The sequence below is a fragment of the Yeguia hominis genome (assembly GCF_014384705.1).
Classification (GTDB): Bacteria; Bacillota; Clostridia; order Oscillospirales; family Acutalibacteraceae; genus Yeguia; species Yeguia hominis.
The window spans coordinates 77,170-97,102 of record NZ_JACRSN010000002.1; the positions used below are offsets into that span (position 1 = coordinate 77,170).

The 19,933-nt window shown below is 49.8% G+C and carries 15 protein-coding genes; 5 read left to right on the plus strand and 10 right to left on the minus strand.

Annotated features, from left to right (window positions below):
- Nucleotides 1-46 precede the first annotated feature (46 nt).
- The 3 genes from fusA to IAG03_RS01730 all read left to right on the plus strand — a co-directional run bounded on the left by fusA (nucleotide 47) and on the right by IAG03_RS01730 (nucleotide 4,851).
- Nucleotides 47-2,128 (plus strand): elongation factor G, encoded by a 2,082-nt coding sequence (gene fusA / locus IAG03_RS01720; protein WP_249317955.1) that lies wholly within the window; start codon nucleotides 47-49, stop codon nucleotides 2,126-2,128.
- Nucleotides 2,129-2,224: 96 nt separating this feature from the next.
- Entirely contained in the window at nucleotides 2,225-3,427 is a 1,203-nt protein-coding gene (gene tuf / locus IAG03_RS01725) for an elongation factor Tu (RefSeq protein ID WP_249317956.1), read from the plus strand.
- 233 nt (nucleotides 3,428-3,660) lie between these two features.
- The gene (locus tag IAG03_RS01730; protein ID WP_249317957.1) at nucleotides 3,661-4,851 is read left to right on the plus strand and encodes an IS256 family transposase; all 1,191 of its coding nucleotides are present in this window, start codon (nucleotides 3,661-3,663) and stop codon (nucleotides 4,849-4,851) included.
- A gap of 425 nt (nucleotides 4,852-5,276) precedes the next feature.
- Here the strand turns inward: IAG03_RS01730 and IAG03_RS01735 are convergent, their stop codons facing one another.
- From IAG03_RS01735 to rbsK, 9 genes are all read right to left on the minus strand, one after another.
- On the minus strand, nucleotides 5,277-6,116 hold the full coding sequence (locus tag IAG03_RS01735; RefSeq protein ID WP_249317958.1) for a carbohydrate ABC transporter permease: 840 nt from the start codon (nucleotides 6,114-6,116) through the stop codon (nucleotides 5,277-5,279).
- A 12-nt stretch (nucleotides 6,117-6,128) separates the two neighbouring features.
- Nucleotides 6,129-7,016 carry a carbohydrate ABC transporter permease gene (locus IAG03_RS01740; protein ID WP_249317959.1) on the minus strand — a complete coding sequence of 296 codons (888 nt, stop codon included), beginning with the start codon at nucleotides 7,014-7,016 and terminating at the stop codon, nucleotides 6,129-6,131.
- Between the two features lies 1 nt (nucleotide 7,017).
- A complete protein-coding gene (locus IAG03_RS01745; RefSeq protein WP_249317960.1) occupies nucleotides 7,018-7,959 on the minus strand; it encodes a carbohydrate kinase family protein in 942 nt (313 codons plus the stop codon).
- Complete coding sequence (locus IAG03_RS01750) at nucleotides 7,956-8,819, minus strand: class II fructose-bisphosphate aldolase (RefSeq protein WP_249317961.1); 864 nt, start codon at nucleotides 8,817-8,819, stop codon at nucleotides 7,956-7,958. Before IAG03_RS01750 ends, IAG03_RS01745 begins: the two co-directional genes overlap by 4 nt.
- Before the next feature lie 17 nt (nucleotides 8,820-8,836).
- Nucleotides 8,837-9,691 (minus strand): class II fructose-bisphosphate aldolase, encoded by an 855-nt coding sequence (locus IAG03_RS01755; RefSeq protein ID WP_249317962.1) that lies wholly within the window; start codon nucleotides 9,689-9,691, stop codon nucleotides 8,837-8,839.
- Nucleotides 9,692-9,709: 18 nt separating this feature from the next.
- On the minus strand, nucleotides 9,710-11,215 hold the full coding sequence (locus IAG03_RS01760; RefSeq protein ID WP_249317964.1) for a glycoside hydrolase family 32 protein: 1,506 nt from the start codon (nucleotides 11,213-11,215) through the stop codon (nucleotides 9,710-9,712).
- A 56-nt stretch (nucleotides 11,216-11,271) separates the two neighbouring features.
- Complete coding sequence (locus IAG03_RS01765; RefSeq protein ID WP_249317965.1) at nucleotides 11,272-12,786, minus strand: glycoside hydrolase family 32 protein; 1,515 nt, start codon at nucleotides 12,784-12,786, stop codon at nucleotides 11,272-11,274.
- A 77-nt stretch (nucleotides 12,787-12,863) separates the two neighbouring features.
- On the minus strand, nucleotides 12,864-14,282 hold the full coding sequence (locus tag IAG03_RS01770) for an ABC transporter substrate-binding protein (protein WP_249317967.1): 1,419 nt from the start codon (nucleotides 14,280-14,282) through the stop codon (nucleotides 12,864-12,866).
- Between the two features lie 261 nt (nucleotides 14,283-14,543).
- Nucleotides 14,544-15,470, minus strand: a complete 927-nt coding sequence (rbsK, locus tag IAG03_RS01775) for a ribokinase (RefSeq protein ID WP_249317968.1) — start codon at nucleotides 15,468-15,470, stop codon at nucleotides 14,544-14,546.
- Between the two features lie 389 nt (nucleotides 15,471-15,859).
- Between rbsK and IAG03_RS01780 the strand changes: the two genes are divergently transcribed.
- On the plus strand, nucleotides 15,860-17,653 hold the full coding sequence (locus IAG03_RS01780; RefSeq protein ID WP_249317969.1) for a cache domain-containing sensor histidine kinase: 1,794 nt from the start codon (nucleotides 15,860-15,862) through the stop codon (nucleotides 17,651-17,653).
- A gap of 2 nt (nucleotides 17,654-17,655) precedes the next feature.
- Nucleotides 17,656-19,164, plus strand: a complete 1,509-nt coding sequence (locus tag IAG03_RS01785) for a response regulator transcription factor (protein ID WP_249317971.1) — start codon at nucleotides 17,656-17,658, stop codon at nucleotides 19,162-19,164.
- 142 nt (nucleotides 19,165-19,306) lie between these two features.
- Here IAG03_RS01785 and IAG03_RS01790 read toward each other — a convergent pair whose 3' ends face one another.
- Complete coding sequence (locus IAG03_RS01790) at nucleotides 19,307-19,933, minus strand: DUF47 domain-containing protein (RefSeq protein ID WP_249317972.1); 627 nt, start codon at nucleotides 19,931-19,933, stop codon at nucleotides 19,307-19,309.

Sequence of the window (19,933 nt, forward strand, 5' to 3'; positions counted from 1 at the left end):
CAGAACGAATATGATACTGGATTTTATCGGACTAAAGGAGGAAACTATGCCAAGGCAGGTTTCACTAGAATTGACAAGAAATATCGGCATCATGGCCCATATCGATGCCGGTAAAACCACCACAACGGAGCGTATCCTCTATTACACCGGAATCAACCATAAGATCGGCGAAACACATGATGGCGCGGCGACTATGGACTGGATGGCCCAGGAACAGGAAAGAGGCATTACGATCACATCGGCGGCTACAACCTGTTTCTGGAAGAATCATAGAATCAACATCATAGACACCCCGGGTCACGTGGACTTTACCGTAGAAGTGGAGCGTTCCCTCCGTGTTCTTGATGGTTCAGTTACGGTGTTCTGTGCCAAGGGCGGTGTTGAACCCCAGTCTGAAACCGTATGGCGTCAGGCAGAGGAATACAAAGTTCCCCGTATGGCCTATGTAAATAAAATGGACATTATGGGCGCCGATTTCTACCGCGTTGTGCAGATGATGCGCGATCGCCTGAAATGTAATGCGGTACCGATCCAGCTTCCGATCGGCAGTGAGGAAACCTTTAGTGGAATCATTGACCTGGTCGAAATGAAGGCGGACGTGTATTATGACGAAATGGGCAAGGACATGAAGGTTGAGCCGATTCCGGACGATATGCTGGAACTCGCTGAAAAATATCACACCGAGCTCATCGAGTTCGTTGCCGAACAGGATGACGAGCTGATGGAGAAATACTTCTCCGGCGAAGAGCTCTCGGTTGAAGAAATCAAGCGTGTGATCCGCAAAGCGACCATCGATAATAAGATGGTTCCGGTTGTTTGCGGTACCTCTTACCGGAATAAGGGCGTTCAGAAACTTCTGGATGCGATCGTGGACTTCATGCCCGCGCCGACGGATGTCCCGGATATCAAGGGTGTGAACCCGGATACCGGAGAAGACGATGTTCGTCATTCTTCTGATGAAGAGCCGTTCTCTGCGCTTGCGTTTAAAATCGCAACAGACCCCTTTGTTGGAAAGCTGTGCTTCTTCCGCGTGTATTCCGGTACGATCAATGCCGGCGCGACGGTTTATAACTCCACAAAGGACAACAAAGAGCGCATCGGACGAATTCTGCAGATGCACGCGAACCACAGACAGGATATCGAAACGGTTTACGCCGGTGATATCGCGGCGGCGGTCGGCCTGAAAAATACGACGACCGGCGACACGCTCTGTGATGAACGCCATCCGATCATTCTGGAGTCCATGGAATTCCCGGATCCGGTTATCCGTGTTGCGATTGAACCGCGCACCCGTGCCGGCCAGGAGAAGATGGGGATTGCGCTTGCAAAACTCGCAGAAGAAGATCCGACCTTCAAGGCGTATACCGACGAAGAGACGGGTCAGACCATTATCGCCGGTATGGGCGAGCTTCACCTTGAGATTATCGTAGACCGTTTGCTGCGCGAATTTAAGGTAGAAGCGAATGTCGGTAAGCCGCAGGTTGCCTATAAGGAAACCATCCGCAAGCCTGCCGATGTTGATATGAAATATTCGAGACAGTCCGGCGGCCGCGGCCAGTACGGTCATGTCAAGATTAAAATTGAGCCGAATCCTGATAAGGGATATGAGTTTGTCAACGCGGTTGTCGGCGGTGCGATTCCGAAGGAATACATCCCGGCGGTCGATCAGGGTATCCAGGGTGCAATGCTCTCCGGTACACTGGCTGGTTACAACGTAGTCGATGTGAAAGTTACCCTTTACGACGGCTCGTTCCACGAGGTTGACTCCTCTGAAATGGCCTTTAAGATTGCTGGTTCCATGGCCTTTAAAGAGGCAATGCGCAAGGCGGATCCGGTTCTCCTGGAACCGATCATGAAGGTTGTAGTTATCGTTCCGGATGAATACATGGGCGATATTATCGGCGACCTGAACTCCCGCCGCGGTATGATCCTCGGCATGGATGCGCTTCCGGGTGCACAGCAGATTAATTCTCGGGTTCCGCTTTCTGAAATGTTCGGTTATGCGACCGATATGCGTTCCAAAACGCAGGGCCGCGGCCAGTACACCATGGAACCGTTCAGCTATGCGGAAGTTCCAAAGAGCGTATCGGAAAACATTATTTCTTCGCGCGGAAAAAAGAGTGAATAATGTTTTCATAAATACTTGCTTTTTGGCTGAATAGCTGATAAAATTTAGGTAGTTTCCATTGAAATTATTATTTTCAAAATAAAAGGAGGATTTCCAATGGCAAAGGCAAAATTCGAAAGAAATAAGCCGCACGTAAACATCGGTACGATTGGTCACGTTGACCATGGTAAGACGACTCTTACAGCGGCCATCACAAAGGTTCTTAACTTCATGGGTGACGCTGCGTTTGTTGACTATGCAAACATCGATAAGGCTCCGGAAGAGAGAGCGCGTGGTATCACAATCAACACCGCTCACGTTGAGTATGAGACTGAAAAGCGTCACTATGCACACGTTGACTGCCCGGGCCATGCTGACTATGTTAAGAACATGATCACCGGTGCTGCGCAGATGGACGGCGCAATCCTCGTTGTTTCCGCTGCTGACGGCCCGATGCCGCAGACTCGTGAGCACATCCTGCTTGCTCGTCAGGTTGGCGTTCCGTATATCGTTGTTTTCATGAACAAAGTTGACCAGGTTGACGATCCTGAGCTTCTCGAGCTCGTCGAAATGGAAATCCGTGACCTCCTCAATGAATATGAGTTCCCGGGCGATGAGACCCCGATCATCAAGGGTTCTGCTCTTGTTGCGCTCGAGTCTACTTCCACGGATCCGGATGCACCGGAGTACAAGTGCATTCACGAACTGATGGATGCTGTTGATGAGTTCATTCCGACTCCGGAACGTAAGGCTGACCTGCCGTTCCTGATGCCGGTTGAAGACGTCTTCACGATCACTGGACGCGGCACCGTTGCGACTGGTAGAGTGGAACGCGGACAACTCAGACTCTCCGAAGAAGTTGAGATCGTTGGTCTCACTGATGAGAAGAGAAAGGTCGTTGTTACCGGCATCGAAATGTTCCGCAAGCTCCTCGATTATGCTGAGGCTGGCGATAACATCGGTGTTCTGCTCCGCGGCGTGCAGAGAAAAGAGATCGAGCGTGGACAGGTTCTCGCAAAGCCGGGCACCATTCATCCGCACACGAAATTCCGTGGCCAGGTTTACGTTCTGACCAAAGATGAAGGCGGCCGTCATACTCCGTTCTTCAACAACTATCGTCCGCAGTTCTTCTTCCGTACAACCGACGTTACGGGCATCATCAAGCTGCCGGAAGGCACCGAGATGTGCATGCCTGGTGATAACGTTGTCATGGACGTTGAACTCATCACCCCGATCGCAATCGAAGAAGGTCTCCGTTTCGCTATCCGTGAAGGCGGCCGTACGGTTGGTTCCGGTGTTGTTACCGCTCTGGGTGAATAAGTTCTGAAATGAAAAGATCCGACACAGCTTTTGCTGTATCGGATCTTTTTTTGTGGTTCGCAAAGGAAACCACCGGTTAGGCGGGTGAAGGTATTTCATAGAAAAGCATTTTTTAAGTATCGCGCGAAGCAAGTTGAGAATAGCAGGTACTGTCAAGATTTATGCGCAAAAAGGTTTGCAGGCTCTGGTAGAATGAAGTCACAACACAAACATTCGAAAGGAGACAGCAAACAATGTCCGAGAAAATTGTACAGCTAAATGAGGAACTAGTTAGGGGGCAGATCAAAGAATTGATCCGCAGCAGCGCGGAAGAAACCCTGAACGAGCTGCTGGAAAAGGAGGCGGAGTTCCTGACGCAGGCGGCCCGCTGCGAGCGCAGCGAGGACCGTCAGGGTTATCGCAGCGGCCGCTATGACCGGAACCTCACTACGACCTCCGGCGATGTCACGCTCCATATGCCGCGGCTCAAGGGCGTATCCTTCGAGACGGCCATCATCGAGCGGTATCGCCGCCGGGAGAGCAGCGTGGAGGAGGCCCTCATTGAAATGTACCTGGCAGGCATTTCCGTGCGCCGTGTGGAGGACATCACCGAAGCCCTGCGGGCCAGCAAGGTCTCGCCTGCCACCGTCAGCGAGCTGAACAAGAAAGCCTACGTCCACATTGAGGACTGGCGGAACCGGCCTTTGCAGGGCGGACGCTATCCATATGTCTACGTAGATGGTATTTACCTGCGTCGCAACTGGGGCGGAGAATACGAAAATGTCGCCATTCCGGCGGCAATTGCCGTGAATGAGGACGGGTTTCGTGAGGTTCCGGGCGCTGCCGAGGGGATGAAAGAGGACAAGGCCAGCTGGGTCAGCTTCTTGCAGCGGCTGCGCGGGCGCGGTTTGGACGGCGTAAAGCTCATCGTCGGCGACAAGTACATGGGGATGCTGGAGGCCGCGGGCGAAGTATTCCCAGATGCCAAATACCAGCGCTGCACCGTGCATTTCTACCGCAATGTTTTCTCTGTTGTGCCAAAATCAAAGGTCAAAATTGCAGCGAAAATGCTCAAGGCGATCCGCGCCCAGGAGAGCAAGAAAGCCTCCCGCGAGAAGGCAAGAGCTGTCGTTGCCGAACTGAGAGCGATGAAGCTGAAGGAAGCCGCCAAGAAGGTCGAAGACGGCATCGAGGAGACGCTGACCTGCTGTGATTTTCCCAGCGAGCACTGGACGCGTATCCGCACCAACAATGTGATCGAACGGCTGAACCGTGAGATCCGCCGCAGGACACGTGCGGCGGGAACTTTCCCTGATGGGAACTCTGCGCTGATGCTGGTCTGTGCAAGGCTGCGTCATGTGGCGGGAACGCATTGGGGCAACAAGAAGTACATGAATATGAAGCATCTGGAGGCGGCTTTGAACGACGTCCCTATTGCCGGCTGACTTCATTCAGCCAGAGTCTGCAAACCTTTTTGCGCATAATTCTTGACAGTACCTTGTAATAAAGGAAAATAAGGCTCGAAAACGTCTGATAAATATATCATACTATAATTATAATATCAACAGAGCTTATAGTGCAGATGCAAGGCGGAAGGCGGTTCCATTAATGATAAATTTGTGCAGGATTATGCGTATAGGCCGCTGCATGTACCATATGTCAGGCCAGCGGTTAGGACACAACTTTATCATACCGCACAGTCCTCCTGCGACTTTCGTTTCGCCCGGATATTGGATGCAGTTTACTATAAGATAATGGAAATGCATGCGACTTTATTGATTTAAAAATGGCAGACACGCAAAAGTGTCTGCCATTTTTAAATCGAATATTGGGTAGAAATGGATCTGCATGGGAAAAAGGAAAGTGAATTTTATTCTTTCACCGCGCCGGCGACCATGCCCTCAATAATGCTTTTATTGAAAATAAAGTAAACAATCAGCAGCGGCAAAAGCGTCATACTGACTGCGGCAAAAGTGGCGCCCCAATCAACTTTTCCGTAGAACCCGACAAAATCTTTCAGTCCGACCGGAATGGTCTTTTTTGACTGATCGAGAATAAATGTATTTGCAAAAATGAATTCATTCCAGACAGAAATGAAGTTGACAGTCGCGACTGTCATGATGGTGTTTTTGGAGAGCGGGAAATAGATCTTGAAAAAGGTCCGGGGAACATTTGCACCATCAATAATTGCCGCTTCAAACATGCCGTTTGGGATGTATTTGAAGAATGCCGTGAAGAGATAGATCGAAATGGGCAGACAAAAGCCAATCTGCGGAAGAATCAGGGAAACCCAGGTGCTCAGGATGCCGACATTTTTGTAAATGATAAACAGCGGAATCAGCGTGATGTGAATGGGGATCGTAATACCCGCGAGAAAATACCCGAGCACAATGCCATTGCCTTTGAAACGGAGTTTTTCAATTGCAAATCCTGCAAATGCACTGAACAGAATGACACAGGCCATGGTGATGACGGTTACGATGATACTGTTTCGAAAATAGGAAAGAAGATCGGATTTTGCAAATGCATTGATGTAATTTTCCAGAAAAATCGGCTTGGGAAGGGAAAATGGGCTGCGGTTCTGGACGTCTTCCGGCGACTTAAAGCTGGTGATGATCATCCAAATCACGGGATAGATCTGATAAATCAGAATCAGAATGAGGACAAGATAAAACACAATGCGAACCGGGGAAATCTTTTTTTGCTTCATCGTTTTACCTCCTCACCCTTTTCGTTTGTCGAGCAGTGCAGAAATTTTCCGGATGAGCCAAACCGCAAGCAGGCTTTCAACTGCTAGGAAAACCGCAACCGCACTGCCGTATCCATATTTCGTACTGGTAAACGCCATTTTGTACATGTACGTTGCAACCAGCTCGGAGGCATTGCTCGGGCCGCCGGAGGTCGCAATAAAGATGATATCAAACGCTTTCAGGCATCCATTGACGCACATGACAAGCGAGACGACAAAGACATCTTTCATTAGGGGGAGACGGATCTTCCAGAACATTTTCCACGGGGAAGCGCCGTCAATGGTCGCGGATTCGATGATATCATTGGAGATCGCAATCAGGCCGGAGTAAATAATGACCATAAAGAGCGCCATGTGCCAGTAGCATTCAATGACCGAAACACCGGCCAGTGCAGTATCGACATTTCCAATCCAGGGTCGGCGAAGATTGCCGAGGCCGACAAGTTCCAAAAGTTCGTTGACCACACCGTTCGGGTCGATGTTGTAAAATTTGGACCAGATTTTTGCGACCGCAACGCTGGAGAGAATAACCGGGGTAAAATAGAGCGTTTTAAAAACTTCCCGGCCTTTTCCCACATAGCAGAGAAAGACCGCGACAACAACGCCGACAAAGAGTTGTCCGAACACATTGATCGCTACAAAGATCAGGTTGTTTACGACGCTTTTGATAAAATAGGTATCTGAAAATAGTGCCTTAAAATTGTCCAGCCCGACAAACTGCATGGCCGACACGCCGTTCCAGGAATAAAAACTGTACACGACAGACCAGATGATCGGCACAAAGACCGTGGCAGTGAATACAAGCAGAGCGGGAAGCAGAAAGACGCAAATCCAGCGTTTGTCTCGAAGCATTTTTTCCATATCAGGACCTCCTTTCCGCCGGAGCGGAGTTGATGACTTGCAGAAGCTGTTCCAAGGATTCTAAATTTCCGGAGGAACCGATTTTTCCGACGCAGACGGTACCGGCAGCGTTTCCAAACTGGGCAGCATGTATAAAATCCATTCCACGGCTGTAAGCAGCTAAAAATCCGGAAACAAAAGCGTCGCCTGCACCGGTTGTGTCGACAACCCTTCCGGGGTAGGTGGGAAGACACCCTTCAAATTCACGGCAGGAAAGATAAGCGCCTGCTTTTCCCATTTTAATGGCTAGAACCGGGATGCCGAGTTTGTGGAAATAAGCGGCGATTTGCTGCGGCTCTTCATATCCGGAAAGGCTCTGTGCCTCATGGAGACTCGGCAGGAAGAGGTCTAATTGCGAGAGAACCGACTTCATGCGTTCTTTTAGCGCACCAGAGGGATTTCCGGTGACATCCATTGCGAGTTTTACACCGTGTGCCTTGGCGCGCCGAAAAAGTGTGCGCATACCGTCTCCATCCAGTCCCGGCAAATCGCAGGCGCTGCCGATATAGAGAAGATCATGCGCTAAAAGCAATTCGTCGGAAATGTTTTCTTCTGTGAGAAAATGACTGGCGCCGCGCTGCACGATGAAATTGCGTTCTCCATCCTCATGAATGAGAATTGCCGTTACAGAGGAAGCGCCCGGAAGCGTTTGAATGTAGGATGAAGAAATTCCGAGCTGCCCGGCGTATTCGAGCATCAGCGGCGCAAAGCGGTCGGTGCCGACTGCACTGACAAATGTGGGGGATGCCCCCAGTGCCTGTAAGTTGGAGGCAACGTTAAAAGCATCGCCTCCAACGGCAACTTTGATGAAATTTGCGGGTGTGGCATCGACAGCAAGGGCGTTTTCCGTAACCGGGCTGATGGAAATATCGCAGACCATGAGTCCGACACATAAAATTCTCATAGGCACTCCTTTTGTCCGAGCTTGTGATCCGGATCAAACAGGCGAATTTTTTCCAGCGCCAGGGCTCTTCCGGAAAGCATCCCTTCCCGGAACAGGGAAAAGACATTGTACTTGAAACCGGGGACTTCCTGAACTTGTTTCAGCGTTTTTCCAAACGCCGCGATAAATTCTGTGCAAATATTGACCTTTGCAATTCCGGAGCGAATCGCCGCCTGGACCTTATCCTCCGGTGTGCCGGAACCGCCGTGCAGCACCAATGGGACGGAAACTTGCGCACGGATTTTTTGAAGCAGCGGAATATCGATTTTCGGTGTGCTGGTATAGAATCCGTGTGCCGTTCCAATTGAAACGGCGAGTGCATCAATGCCGGTCCGCTGTGTAAATTCGGCAGCCTGGATCGGATCGGTTCCGGCGTTGATGCCCTTACAGCTGCCTTCTTCACCGGCAAGACGGCCGAGTTCTGCTTCGACAGACGCACCGTAAGGCGCAGCTGTTTCCACCACTTTTTTTGTCAGAGCAACATTTTCTTCAAAGGGCATTGCGGAAGCATCAATCATGACCGAAGTGAATCCGGTTTCAAGTGCAGCGACAATTTCCTTGTAGCTTTCGGAGTGGTCAAGGTGAAGCGCTACGGGCAGATCCGTATGTTCCGCCGCCATGGAGGCGAGACGGAACGCGTTGCCAAACCCATTCATATAGTCTCGTTCGAAGTGACCGACTTGCAAAATTACCGGCGCACCGTACTGTTTCGCCGCCTCAATGACCGCCAAAGCGGAGTCATAAGACCAAAACTCAAATGCACCGACCGCATAGCCGGCGTGTTGTGCCTTTTGCAGCAGTTCTTTCATGGGAACCAGCATGACGGTTTGCCTCCTTTTTAAGCTTTTCCGTTTGCCATGCAAACACGGATCCAGCCTTTGACGACTTCTTTTACTTTTGGGTAAACCGCCTTCATGACGTCGAGCGTATAAGGGTTTTCGCCCACGCGGTTGAGTTCAGCACGCAGGTTGTTCATATAGGTGCAGTGAATGATCGTACCGACATTCACCTTGTTGATTCCCTCTTTGATGGCGCGCTGGATGTCCTCTTTTGGAATGCCGGTGCCGCCATGCAGTACAAGGGGCGTATCAATTGCTGCATTGATCTGCGCCAGGCGTTCGAAATTCAGCTCCGGTTTGCCCTGATAAAATCCGTGTGCCGATCCGATGCCGACTGCAAGGGAATCGACATGCGTTGCTTCGACAAGCGCTTTGGCGTCTTCTACTGCTGCGAGGAAATCGCCGCCTTTAAAATCGCCTTCAATGCCTTTTCCTTTGATTTTTCCAATTTCCGCTTCGACATGGACATGGTTTTCCTTTGCGTAGTCCATAACCTCGCGCACCATTGCGATGTTGGTTTCGAGGTCGTACTTTGAAGCATCGATCATGACGGAAGGATATCCTTCGTCGATGCAGTCCTTGCACATTTCGGTTTTGAAGGAATGGTCCAAATGCAGAATGACAGGCGCTTTTGCCTGCTTCATTGCGGCAAGACCAAATCCGGCACAGATCGCCGGGCTGAGCTCTGCAACGACCAGCGGATTGGAAGCAATCATAATCGGAGCCTCTTCTTCTTCGGCTGCTTCTACGATGGCCTTAAAATCCCAGATGTCCGAGAAATTAAAAGCCGGAATGGCATATCCTTTGGCGTCTGCATCGCGCAGAAGCTTTCTGAGCGTATCGCCGTTGTTCATGGTTTGTAATCTCCTTTTTTATGCGTCTTGCATGCCCCAGGTGCGCAGGGATTCCACATGCGCGCTGCCGCCTTCCGCAAAAATGCAGAGGCCGCGGCTTTCTTCGGGGGTATAGATACAGCTACTCATCACGGTGCGGTTTCCATCTGTAAAAATTTCGACACTGGTGCTGTCGAGGAACATCCGGACTGTCAGCTTATCTTTGGCTGCGGATTCCAGGACACATTTCCGGACGACGGCAGCTTTGTTTCCGCTTCTTGTGCGGTCAAAGATCAGCTCACCGTGCTTCATGTCAAATTTGACGAGCGTTTCATGCGCTTTGCTGCTGCGCAGCGCAAACCCGATGACCTCTGCGTCGGTCTGCGTCAGATCAAATTCTGCGAAAACTTCGCCGTGTATGCCATCTCCCATGGGGAAGGATTCGCGCGCAGTTACATCGAAATTGTACCGAATCCATGGCGATTCCCGCAGCGTAAGCAGCGCAGGAAGCGGATCAAACTTCAGCTTCCCGTCATGACAGACGGAAATGGTGCGCGGAATGGAAATACTGCCGGTAAAGCCGCGCTCCTGGGTATCATATTCATAACCGAGCATGTCGGGCCTTGCGTAATCGTTGCCGCAGTACCACGGGTGAGCCGGCCAGCATTCCATCCAGCCGAGAATGATGGTACGGCCGGAGTCGTCACGCAAAATCTGCGGTGCATAATAGTCGAACCCCCAGTCGATTTCGCCGACGGTCTGCGGTTTGAATTTGTAGGTTTTGTAGTCGAAATCGCCCACGAGATACATGGCCTTGCGGTTTTCAAGCTTGAGCGGTGCGAAAATCAAAACCCATTTGCCGTCAACTTCAAAGAAATTCGGGCATTCCGGCATGGGACCGTATTCTCCAACGCTTTCCCAAATGACGCCGAGATATTCCCATTCTGTGAGCGTCGTAGACCGGTAAAGCAGAACTTTGCCAAATTTTCCATCTGTAGCGCCGAGAGTCATGTAGAAATATTTTCCACGTCGCCAGACTTTCGGATCACGGCAATCCTTTTGGACAAGACCATCCGGAACGTTCCGCAGAACTGGGTTGTGTTCATATTTTTCAAAATGGATTCCATCCTTGGATATGGCAAGTGCCTGGGTCTCGCCAAACGCGTCTGAATGGGCGGTATACAGGACTTTTAGCGTCCCATCGTCGTCAATACCGCTGCCGGTAAAAATTCCGCCTATAGTTTCGCAAAGCTCGTAAGACTCACTGGGTGCCAGCGCCTCCGGCAGACGTTCCCAATGTACCATATCCCGGCTTCTGGCGTGCGCCCAGTACAATTCTTCCGGACGGCCGCTGAAGGGGTAATGTTCACAAAACAGGTGATACCAGCCGTCAATCTGCACCATTCCAGCCGGATCGTTGATCCATCCGGCGTAGGGCGCAAAGTGGAATCGCTGGCGAAAAGGGTCTTTGGCAATGGTGTCTTTTACGGAATCGATATAGGCGTTGGCTTTGGCGAGTTCTTCCTGAAAATTCTTTTTTTCCATTAAAATCCCCCTCTATGAAAAGGGGGATGAACGTCATCCCCCATGAGATCGTCATTTTAGTCGTGAACCTTCTTCATTCCCCAGGTGCGCAGTGCTTCGACATGCGCTTTGCCGCCTTTGGCGTACACGAAAAGATCTTTGCTGTCAATCGGAGAATAGATGCAGTTGCTCATCACGGTACGGTTTCCGTCTGTGAAGATTTCGACGCTGGTACTGTCGAGGAACATCCGGACTGTCAGCTTATCGTTTGCCGCGGATTCGAGGACGCATTTGCGCACAACAGCCGATTTGTTTCCGCTTCTTGTGCGGTCGAAGATCAGTTCGCCGTGCTTTAGGTCGAATTCGACAAGCGTTTCGTGTTCGTTGCTGCTGCGCAGCGCAAACCCGATGACTTCTGCGTTGGTCTGGGTCAAATCAAAATCGACAAAGATTTCGCCGTGGACGTTGTCGCCCATCGGGAATGCTTCCCGCTCCGTGACGTCGAAGTTGTAGCGGATCCAGGGGTCCTTCCGCAGCTGCAGCAGCTCCGGAACCGGATCAAATTTGAGCTTGCCGTCGTGGCAGACAGAGACTGTCCGGGGCGTGGAGATGCTGCCGCAGAAGCCGATTTCAGCGCAGTCATAAAGGTAGCCGTGCGGATACTGTCCGCAGGCTTTGTTTCCGAGATACCAGGGATGGAACGACCAGGATTCCATCCAGGCAAGCATCAGCGTGCGGCCGGAATCGTCTGTAAAGACCTGCGGTGCATAATAATCAAGCCCCCAGTCCACTTCACCAACGGTCTGCGGTTTGAATTTGCAGGTTTTGTAGTCGAAATCGCCCACAAGATACATAGCTTTGCGGTTTTCAAGCTCCAGCGGTGCGAAAATCAAAACCCATTTGCCGTCAACCTCAAAGAAGTTCGGGCATTCCGGCATGGTGCCGTATTCTCCGACACTCTCCCAGATAAAGTTGACAAACTCCCAGTTCTTCAGATCCGGAGAACGGTAAAGCCCAACTTTTCCGAATTTTCCGGCGGTGGTGCCGCAGGAAAGGTACCAGTCTTTTCCGTGACGCCACACTTTGGTATCGCGGAAGTCGGCCTGCCGCATGCCCGGCGGATATTGTGAGAGAATCGGGTTCTGCGGGTCTTTTTCAAAATGAATGCCATCCTTTGTGGTGGCAAGGCATTGTACCTGGCCATATTGTTCGGTGCAGCCGGTGTAAATGACCTTGTATTCGCCGTTGTCATCCACAGCGCAGCAGGTGTAAACGCCGCCGATTTTATCCGGATAATCATAGGGCTCGCTGGGCGCAAAGGCTTCCGGAAGCTGTTCCCAATGAATGAGGTCGCGGCTGCGTGCATGGGAGAGGTACATCATGCCCCATGCGCCGCTGAACGGATAGTGCTGGCAGAACATATGGTACCAGCCATCGATCTGCACAAGGCCGCAGGGGTCATTGATCCATCCGGCGATTGGAGAATAATGATAATCCTGACGCCAGGGGTGTTTGTAAATTTCATCCTTTACGCGCTCCATATAGGCGTCGGCTTCTTTTAATGCCTCCACATGGTCTCTTTTGTTGTTCATTGCAATCCCTCCGTTGTGTTTGATGGGACATAGGAGACGCCCGGAAAGGGCATCTCCTGAATCCGTTGCCTGGTTTTCTAATCGTTTCCTTTTGCGAGCAATTCCTCAGCAGCATCGTCAAACCAATCGGCCGCATTCTGTGCAACAGAATCGTCCACGCGCTGGCAGAACTCTTCCGGCGTGATTTCATGCAGTGCAAGCGCGACGGCGTTCGGTCCGTTATTGGTATTGGTGGTCGGATCAAATTCGAGGTCATACAGACGAATGACGCCTTCCGTATGGGCCATGTCGTCCGCGATTTTGTCAATCAGGTACTGCGAATGCTCGGTCGTGCCGACAGGGTTCTCATATCCGGTGCAGCAGGAAAATTCGTACTGGGACTGGTATTCACCAAAATGTTCTGCATAATAGAGCACGAGCTGTTCGGTTTCAGAATCCCACTTCTTATCGGAGAAGCACATCGGCGTACCGCCAGCGACGTTGATCTGATTGGCGGAGGTTTTACCGTCGCGCATTTCGGGCATCGTGAAGTAGTCGATGCAGCCTTTCATGTCGTCGGAGAGGTTATCGTCGAGCATCGCGGCCATTTCCCAGGAACCGATGTAGTAAACTGCGGTTTGGCCGGTGGTAAAGAGTTCCTGCGCTTCTGCAAGGTCAGCGGAGCCAAAGTTCGGATGGAAATAGTTGCCGAGTTCGTACAGGAATTTAGCTGCGCGCAGGCCCGGTTCTTCGGAATACTTCCGAATGCCTCTTGCGCAGTCGAGCAGATACTGGTTGCCTTCGAGGCGGAAGGTCGTCCATTCGAGCACACGGAGCATGGTCCAGCTCTCTGCACCGGAGATGGACATTGGGGTGTAGCCGGCTTTCTGCAGCTTCTCCAGAACCTGCGGGAGGTCTTCGAGGTACTCAGGCGGCTCTACGCCGGCATCCTCAAAGTACTTGGTGTTGTACCAGAACATTTCGATGGTATTCTGCGACGGCAGACCCATCAGGACGCCGTTGGAGAATTTGCACCAATCGAACGCGCCTGCATAGAAGTGATCGGCCAGATTGTTTTCCTCTGCAAACTGGGTCAAATCTTTCAGAACGCCTTCTTTGTAAAGCTGTGTGGTGTACGGATCCGGATCTTCATCGAACATATCCGGCGCATCATCTGCGGCGATCAGCGTTTTGATCTTTTGCAGATAGGTGGGGCGGTCTGCGATGTAGTTCTGTGTCCAGGAGACATTCGGGTTGACTTCTTCCTTGTATTTTTCCAGGACATAGGTGAACGCTTTGAAGGACGGGAGATCCTCCGAGCGGACGGTGTAGATATCCCAGTGCTTTTCCTGTCCGCCTTCCTGGACAGAGCCGCTGCTTTCGGAGCTGTTTTCCGAAGTGCTGTCTGCGCTGCTGGAGCTGGGTTCGGACGAGGGAGTGCTGCTGCCTGCACACGCCGCCAGCGTGAAGATGAGTGCAACCGCGAGGAGCAGTGCCAGAGCCTTTTTTGCTTTCATGAACTAGTTTCCTCCTTGTGTAATTTTTATTTGTCAGCACAGTGCCGTCATTCGCCGAGAAAGGAAACCGCGGGCATGGGAATCGCCAGACCGGCATGCAGAGTGAAAGTGTTATTTTCGAACCTGGGACAATCTGCTTTTAGGTGCGCTTGTTTTGCGTTTCCCAAATGCCGTGGATTTTCAGCGAGCCCCGGCTTTGGCTGCCGCAAATCAGGTTTCCTTTTTTGGAAGTGGTTGGACATCTGCGCCAGAACAGCTTGTTTAGAGAGACGCTTGGAACTGCAGAACTTCTTGAAAAGAGGGAATCGAACTTTGTGCGCCTTTCCGAGAAACGGAAATTGTTGCGGCGGCATTTGCAAAGCAGATGGCTTCTTCTGGACTGCGTCCATTTGCCAGCATGACGGCAAATGCACCGTTAAAGGTATCGCCGGCGGCGGTGGTGTCGAGAGCCGGCCCTTCCGGCGGCAGAAACTGCCGTTCTGTTTGCCTATTACAGAGGAACGCGCCCCGTTTTCTAAGCGTGACGAGGACGTTCTGTACGCCTTTTTGCAGGAGGCGGCTGCATCCTGTTCGGACATCGTCCAAACTGTCGGGGTTAAGATCAGAACCGGCAAGCTTGACGAGCTCAGTTTCGTTCGGCGTGATGTAATCGAGCAGCGGGAAAATTTCCTCCGGAAATTTTTCCGGTACCGGCGCAGGATTCAGAATGGTGCAGTTTCCACAAGTCTTGGCGGCTTGTAAAGCGTAGAGGACGCTTTCGAGCGGGATTTCCATCTGAATCAGAAGAATTTTGCAATCATGAAAAAGTGCTGCATGTTGTTTTAAATAGGGAAGATCACAGCAGAAATTGGCACCGGATGTCACAACAATTTGGTTTTCACCGGCGTCGCTGACAAAGACCATCGCATTTCCGGTGGGACAATCTAAGCAGCGCCGCATACAGGAAGCGTCGATGCCGGAGCTGCACATGCTTTCGATGAGCGTTTCCCCGAAAGCATCCATGCCAACCGCGCTGAGAAATACGCCGTCTCCGCCGAGTTTTCCGACGGCATACGCCTGATTTCCGCCTTTTCCGCCGGGGATGTTTTCAAGGCTTTGGCTTAAAAGAGTTTCTCCGGGTTTGGGAAGCTGATGCACCCGGATCCTGAAATCCATATTGGAGCTTCCGATGACGAGGATTTTTTTCATGAGGTAAATTCCTCCCTCTTCTTATGGATTAAAACGGTAAGCGTAAAGCAATTTGGAACTTCTTTTTTGTGCGCATACACGGCAAGCCGTTCGGAAGTTTTATTTTTCGCAGATAGTATAACATATATAAAATTACGCGGTAAATTACAATATTTTTTGTTTTTGGTTGGGATTTTTAGATGTTTTTTCGAGAAATCGGAATGTATAAAGATTTCACACAATATCTATAAATATTTGAATTTCACAAGAAATTTTATTTTGATAAGGTTGAAATACACAAGAACGCTTTTGCAAATTAGATAACTTTATGTATAAAAAATAAAATTTCAGCTTGGTGTGTATTCCAGCGCATGGTATAATCAAGAAAGTGAAAAAGGGGGAACGAAATTTTGAAAACGCTGCGGAAAATGCTTCAGAAAAATCGGATCATGCACACCATATCCGGGAAATTCATGGTGCTTTCCGCGCTGCTGGCATTTGTTCCGCTGTTTGTAACGGTGTTTTTTTACTGGAACAGCTACCGCAGCGCAACGCAGAAGAATATTCAGGATATTACAGAAAATATCATGATTATGACCAGCAGCCACATTAACTACATTACGCAGGATATCGAAGATACCTCCAATTTGATATTGACTTCCCAGGATGTACAGGACGCGCTCTCAAATCCAATTTATGATAAGAATGGGAACCCTTATACCATGGCAAAATACAATGAGGTCAATAATCTATTGGTTAACCTAATCAACAATAAAACCTACTGCAGCGCCGTTTATGTCGGGAACAGCGAAGTGTCGATTTCCCGGGAAAAGAAGCGGGCTTCTATGAAGATCGATTCCGTTTATCAGGAAACGCCAAAGCCGGAATGGTTTCAGACGACAGAAGCCATGTATGGCAAAGGGTGCTGGTTTAACGCTGCGAACTGGGATTGCTTTGGGGAAACCGGATTGATTTTTGCCAGAACCGCACGCCATCTGTACCGGGTATATCCAATCGGTCTCATTGTGATTGCACTTGATAAATCGGTTCTGGATGGAATGGTGCTTGATATGCAGTCCTCTCTGCCGATGGGCATTATTTTACATAAGGACGGGGAGGTCCTGTATTCCTTCGACAATTTTTCAGATGAAAGTGCGATGCTCAATGTGGATCAAATTTTCGAATCTTCTGAAAACCGGTTTTATACGGATGAAAAGAATCGGCACTACTACATTGCAAATGCCGTTTGCTCAAATGCCGGCTGGAACCTGACTGTCATTACCGATTGCGAACGCTATGATGTCAGTCAGAAAAATATGTTTTTGACCTGCCTTTCCCTGATGTGCGCCACGCTTTTGTTTATGCTGTTCTGCTCGATGCTGATTACAAATTCCATCACCAACCAGGTGACCAAGCTGCGCAACTATGTGGATCAGCTGAAAATGCACCAAAAAGTGGAGACCATCACCTTTAATGAAAATGACGAGATTGGCATGATCGGTAATGAATTTATGAATGTTGTCGCCGAAAACAATAAGCTGATGAAAAAGCTTTACGCCGCAAAATTCCGGGAAAAAGAAGCAGAGCTGATTTCTCTGCAGGCGCAGATTAATCCGCATTTCCTTTACAATACGCTGGATACGATTTTCTGGATGGCGACGGACGCACAGCAGGAACAGATTGCGGATATTGCGGTTTCTCTGTCGCAGCTTTTTCGGCTGAGCCTGAATAAGGGGGAGCAGATTACGACAGTCCGTTCGGAAATTGAGCTGATTAAGCGGTATCTGGCAATTCAAAATATCCGGTATGACAACCGGTTTACGGTCGTGTACCATATTGCGGAGCCGCTTTACATTTGCCGGATTATCAAGTTTATGATTCAGCCGATTGTGGAAAACGCGATTTATCATGGGCTTGAAAAAAAGGACGGAAAAGGCTTAATTGAAATTTCTATTTTTGAAAAGCGTGATTTTCTCTATATTGTGGTTCGGGACGACGGTGTGGGGTTCGACAGTGAAAAATCGGATATTCTCAATTCCGGATACGCAATCCGGAATATTCAAAAACGAATCCGCCTTTATTACGGTGAGGACTGCGGTTTGTCGATTGCCTCCAAAGCAGGTTGTGGATGTACGGTAACCATTCAAATTCGTCCGGATATTGTGACGGACAGTTGCGACAACGCAGATGAAAAAGGGGAATGAGGATGTATCGCTTGTTTATTGCTGATGATGAAAAAAGTGTGATTACGGGATTGCAGCGGAATATCAAATGGGAACAGCTTGGGATCCGGATTTGCGGAACCGCGCTTAGCGGATCGGAAGCGTTTTCACAGATTCAGAAGCTCAATCCGGATTTTGCGCTGCTGGATATTCGGATGCCGGAGATGACAGGCCTCGAGATCATTGAGCGGCTTAAGGGCAAAGTCGATACGCTGTTTTTGGTGTTTTCGGGATATGATGAATTCGACTATGTAAAAGAGGCCATGGATCTGGATGTTGTAGGGTATTTGCTCAAGCCTTCGCGCCTGACCGATATTGAGAAGGCGTTTGTCAAGGCAATTGAGCGCAGGCACAATCTGAGCCTGATTGACCGGTATTATGATCTTTCGCATAACCAGCAGGATCAGATGGAGGTGGATCCGGATTTCAGCGATTTTATGCAGCTGTTTCCGGGGCTGCGGCTGTACGCGGCGTTTTTTTGTATTCGTGTCAGCTTTCCGCGCAGGGACTTTTTAAGTGCATATTTTACGACGCGAAAAGCGCTCCTGGCGATTCGTTCGGACTTCTACCAGATATTTCCGTTTCAAATGAACGGCGGAATCGGCCTGATCGTTGCATTTTTATCGGCAGATGCTTTGGGAGAACGGCAGAAAGAGGCGATTTCTGCGATTGAATCGGCTTTGAACGAACAGGAATTGCAGGTGTATTTTGGAATCGGCTCCACGGCCTTTTTGCCCTCGGAAATCAGCGGCTCTATGAAAAAAGCGACGGTGATGATGACCTATTCCATGTTTTCGGAGGAATCCGGAAACTGGACGCGTCTTTCCGGGCAAAACGACGAGGCTGTTTCAGAGAAAATTCGGGAATTTACAGGAAAAATCGTTGATGTGCAGAATGATCTGGATTTAAAGGAGGAGATCTCGAATCTGTTACATGCGCTGATGAATGGAAATTTATCGGTCGAGCAAATTAAATGGATCTGTGCCGACATGATTCATGATATTCACCACAGAATTTTGAACGAGCACAATATTGAACTAAACAAGGTGATCCTGCAGGATGACTTTGCCCAAAATTTCTTTTCCTGCACCAAAATGGAAGCGTTGCAGGAACAGCTTTACGGGGTGCTGCTCTCAATCCGGGAATATATCGATGTTTACCAGCAGGGCAGAAAAAGTGTCATCATCAACCAGATGAAACAGTATATCCAGTCCAATCTTGACAAGCGGCTTTCTCTGGAAGACTTGGAAGCGGAGTTCTACCTCAATACATCGTATATCAGCTATATTTTTAAAAAAGAAACCGGCACGAATCTTTTTACCTACATTACGGATTTGCGGATTGCAAAAGCGCAGAATCTGCTGCGGAATACCAATATGAAGATTGCGGATATTGCACTGCAGTCCGGGTATCATGATCAGCGGTACTTTTGCCAGGTTTTCAAGCAGAAGTGCGGCGTTACCGCTTCGGAATATCGGGAACTGCGGCCGTAAAACCAAAAATCCCTATTGAACCCACAGACGAATCGTTTGACACTGCGGGTTCAATGGGAATTTTTTATGTCGAATCACGATTTTTTTAACGGCGTGTTTGTCCGTAGCACAGAGAAAAGGGCGTTTTCTGAGCCGGACGCATTCAGGTGTTTTTCATAATCACGCTTTCCACAACGTCGGCTGCGTGTTCACAGGCATCGCAGCAGCGCTCAAAGCGCCCGAAAATTTCCGTCCAGACAAGGACTTTCAGCGGATCCTTCTCATCTTCGTAAAGAGTGCGGACTGCACGCATATAGAGCGCGTCGCCTTGCTCCTCCAGCGTATTGATTTCGATGATGTGCTTCAGAAGGGAAGCCGATCCCCGAAAATGCCGGAATTCCTGCATGATCGCTTCCAGCGTGCGGCAGCATTCCGAAATGAGCGCAGTAAACGCGGGCGCATCCGGATGCAGGGTTTGTACATTGAAAATATAAAGCCCGATTACAATATCCTCCACCCGGTCGGTTACTTCATCAATTTCATGAGAAAGTGCAGCGATATCCTCGCGCTCGATCGGTGTGAGAAATTCTTTGTGGAGACGGTCTGTCAGATGATGTTTTTCCATATCGGCCTGATGTTCAATCTCATGTATCTGCTGCATGTGTGCATGGAGCGACTCTGGCTGATAGGTGTCGATCACCGCAGACAGTTTTGCAGACGCCGCGCAGCAAAAGCCGACAGCCGTCACGAATGCCTCAAAATAATCGGAATCCTTTGTACGCATTTTCAT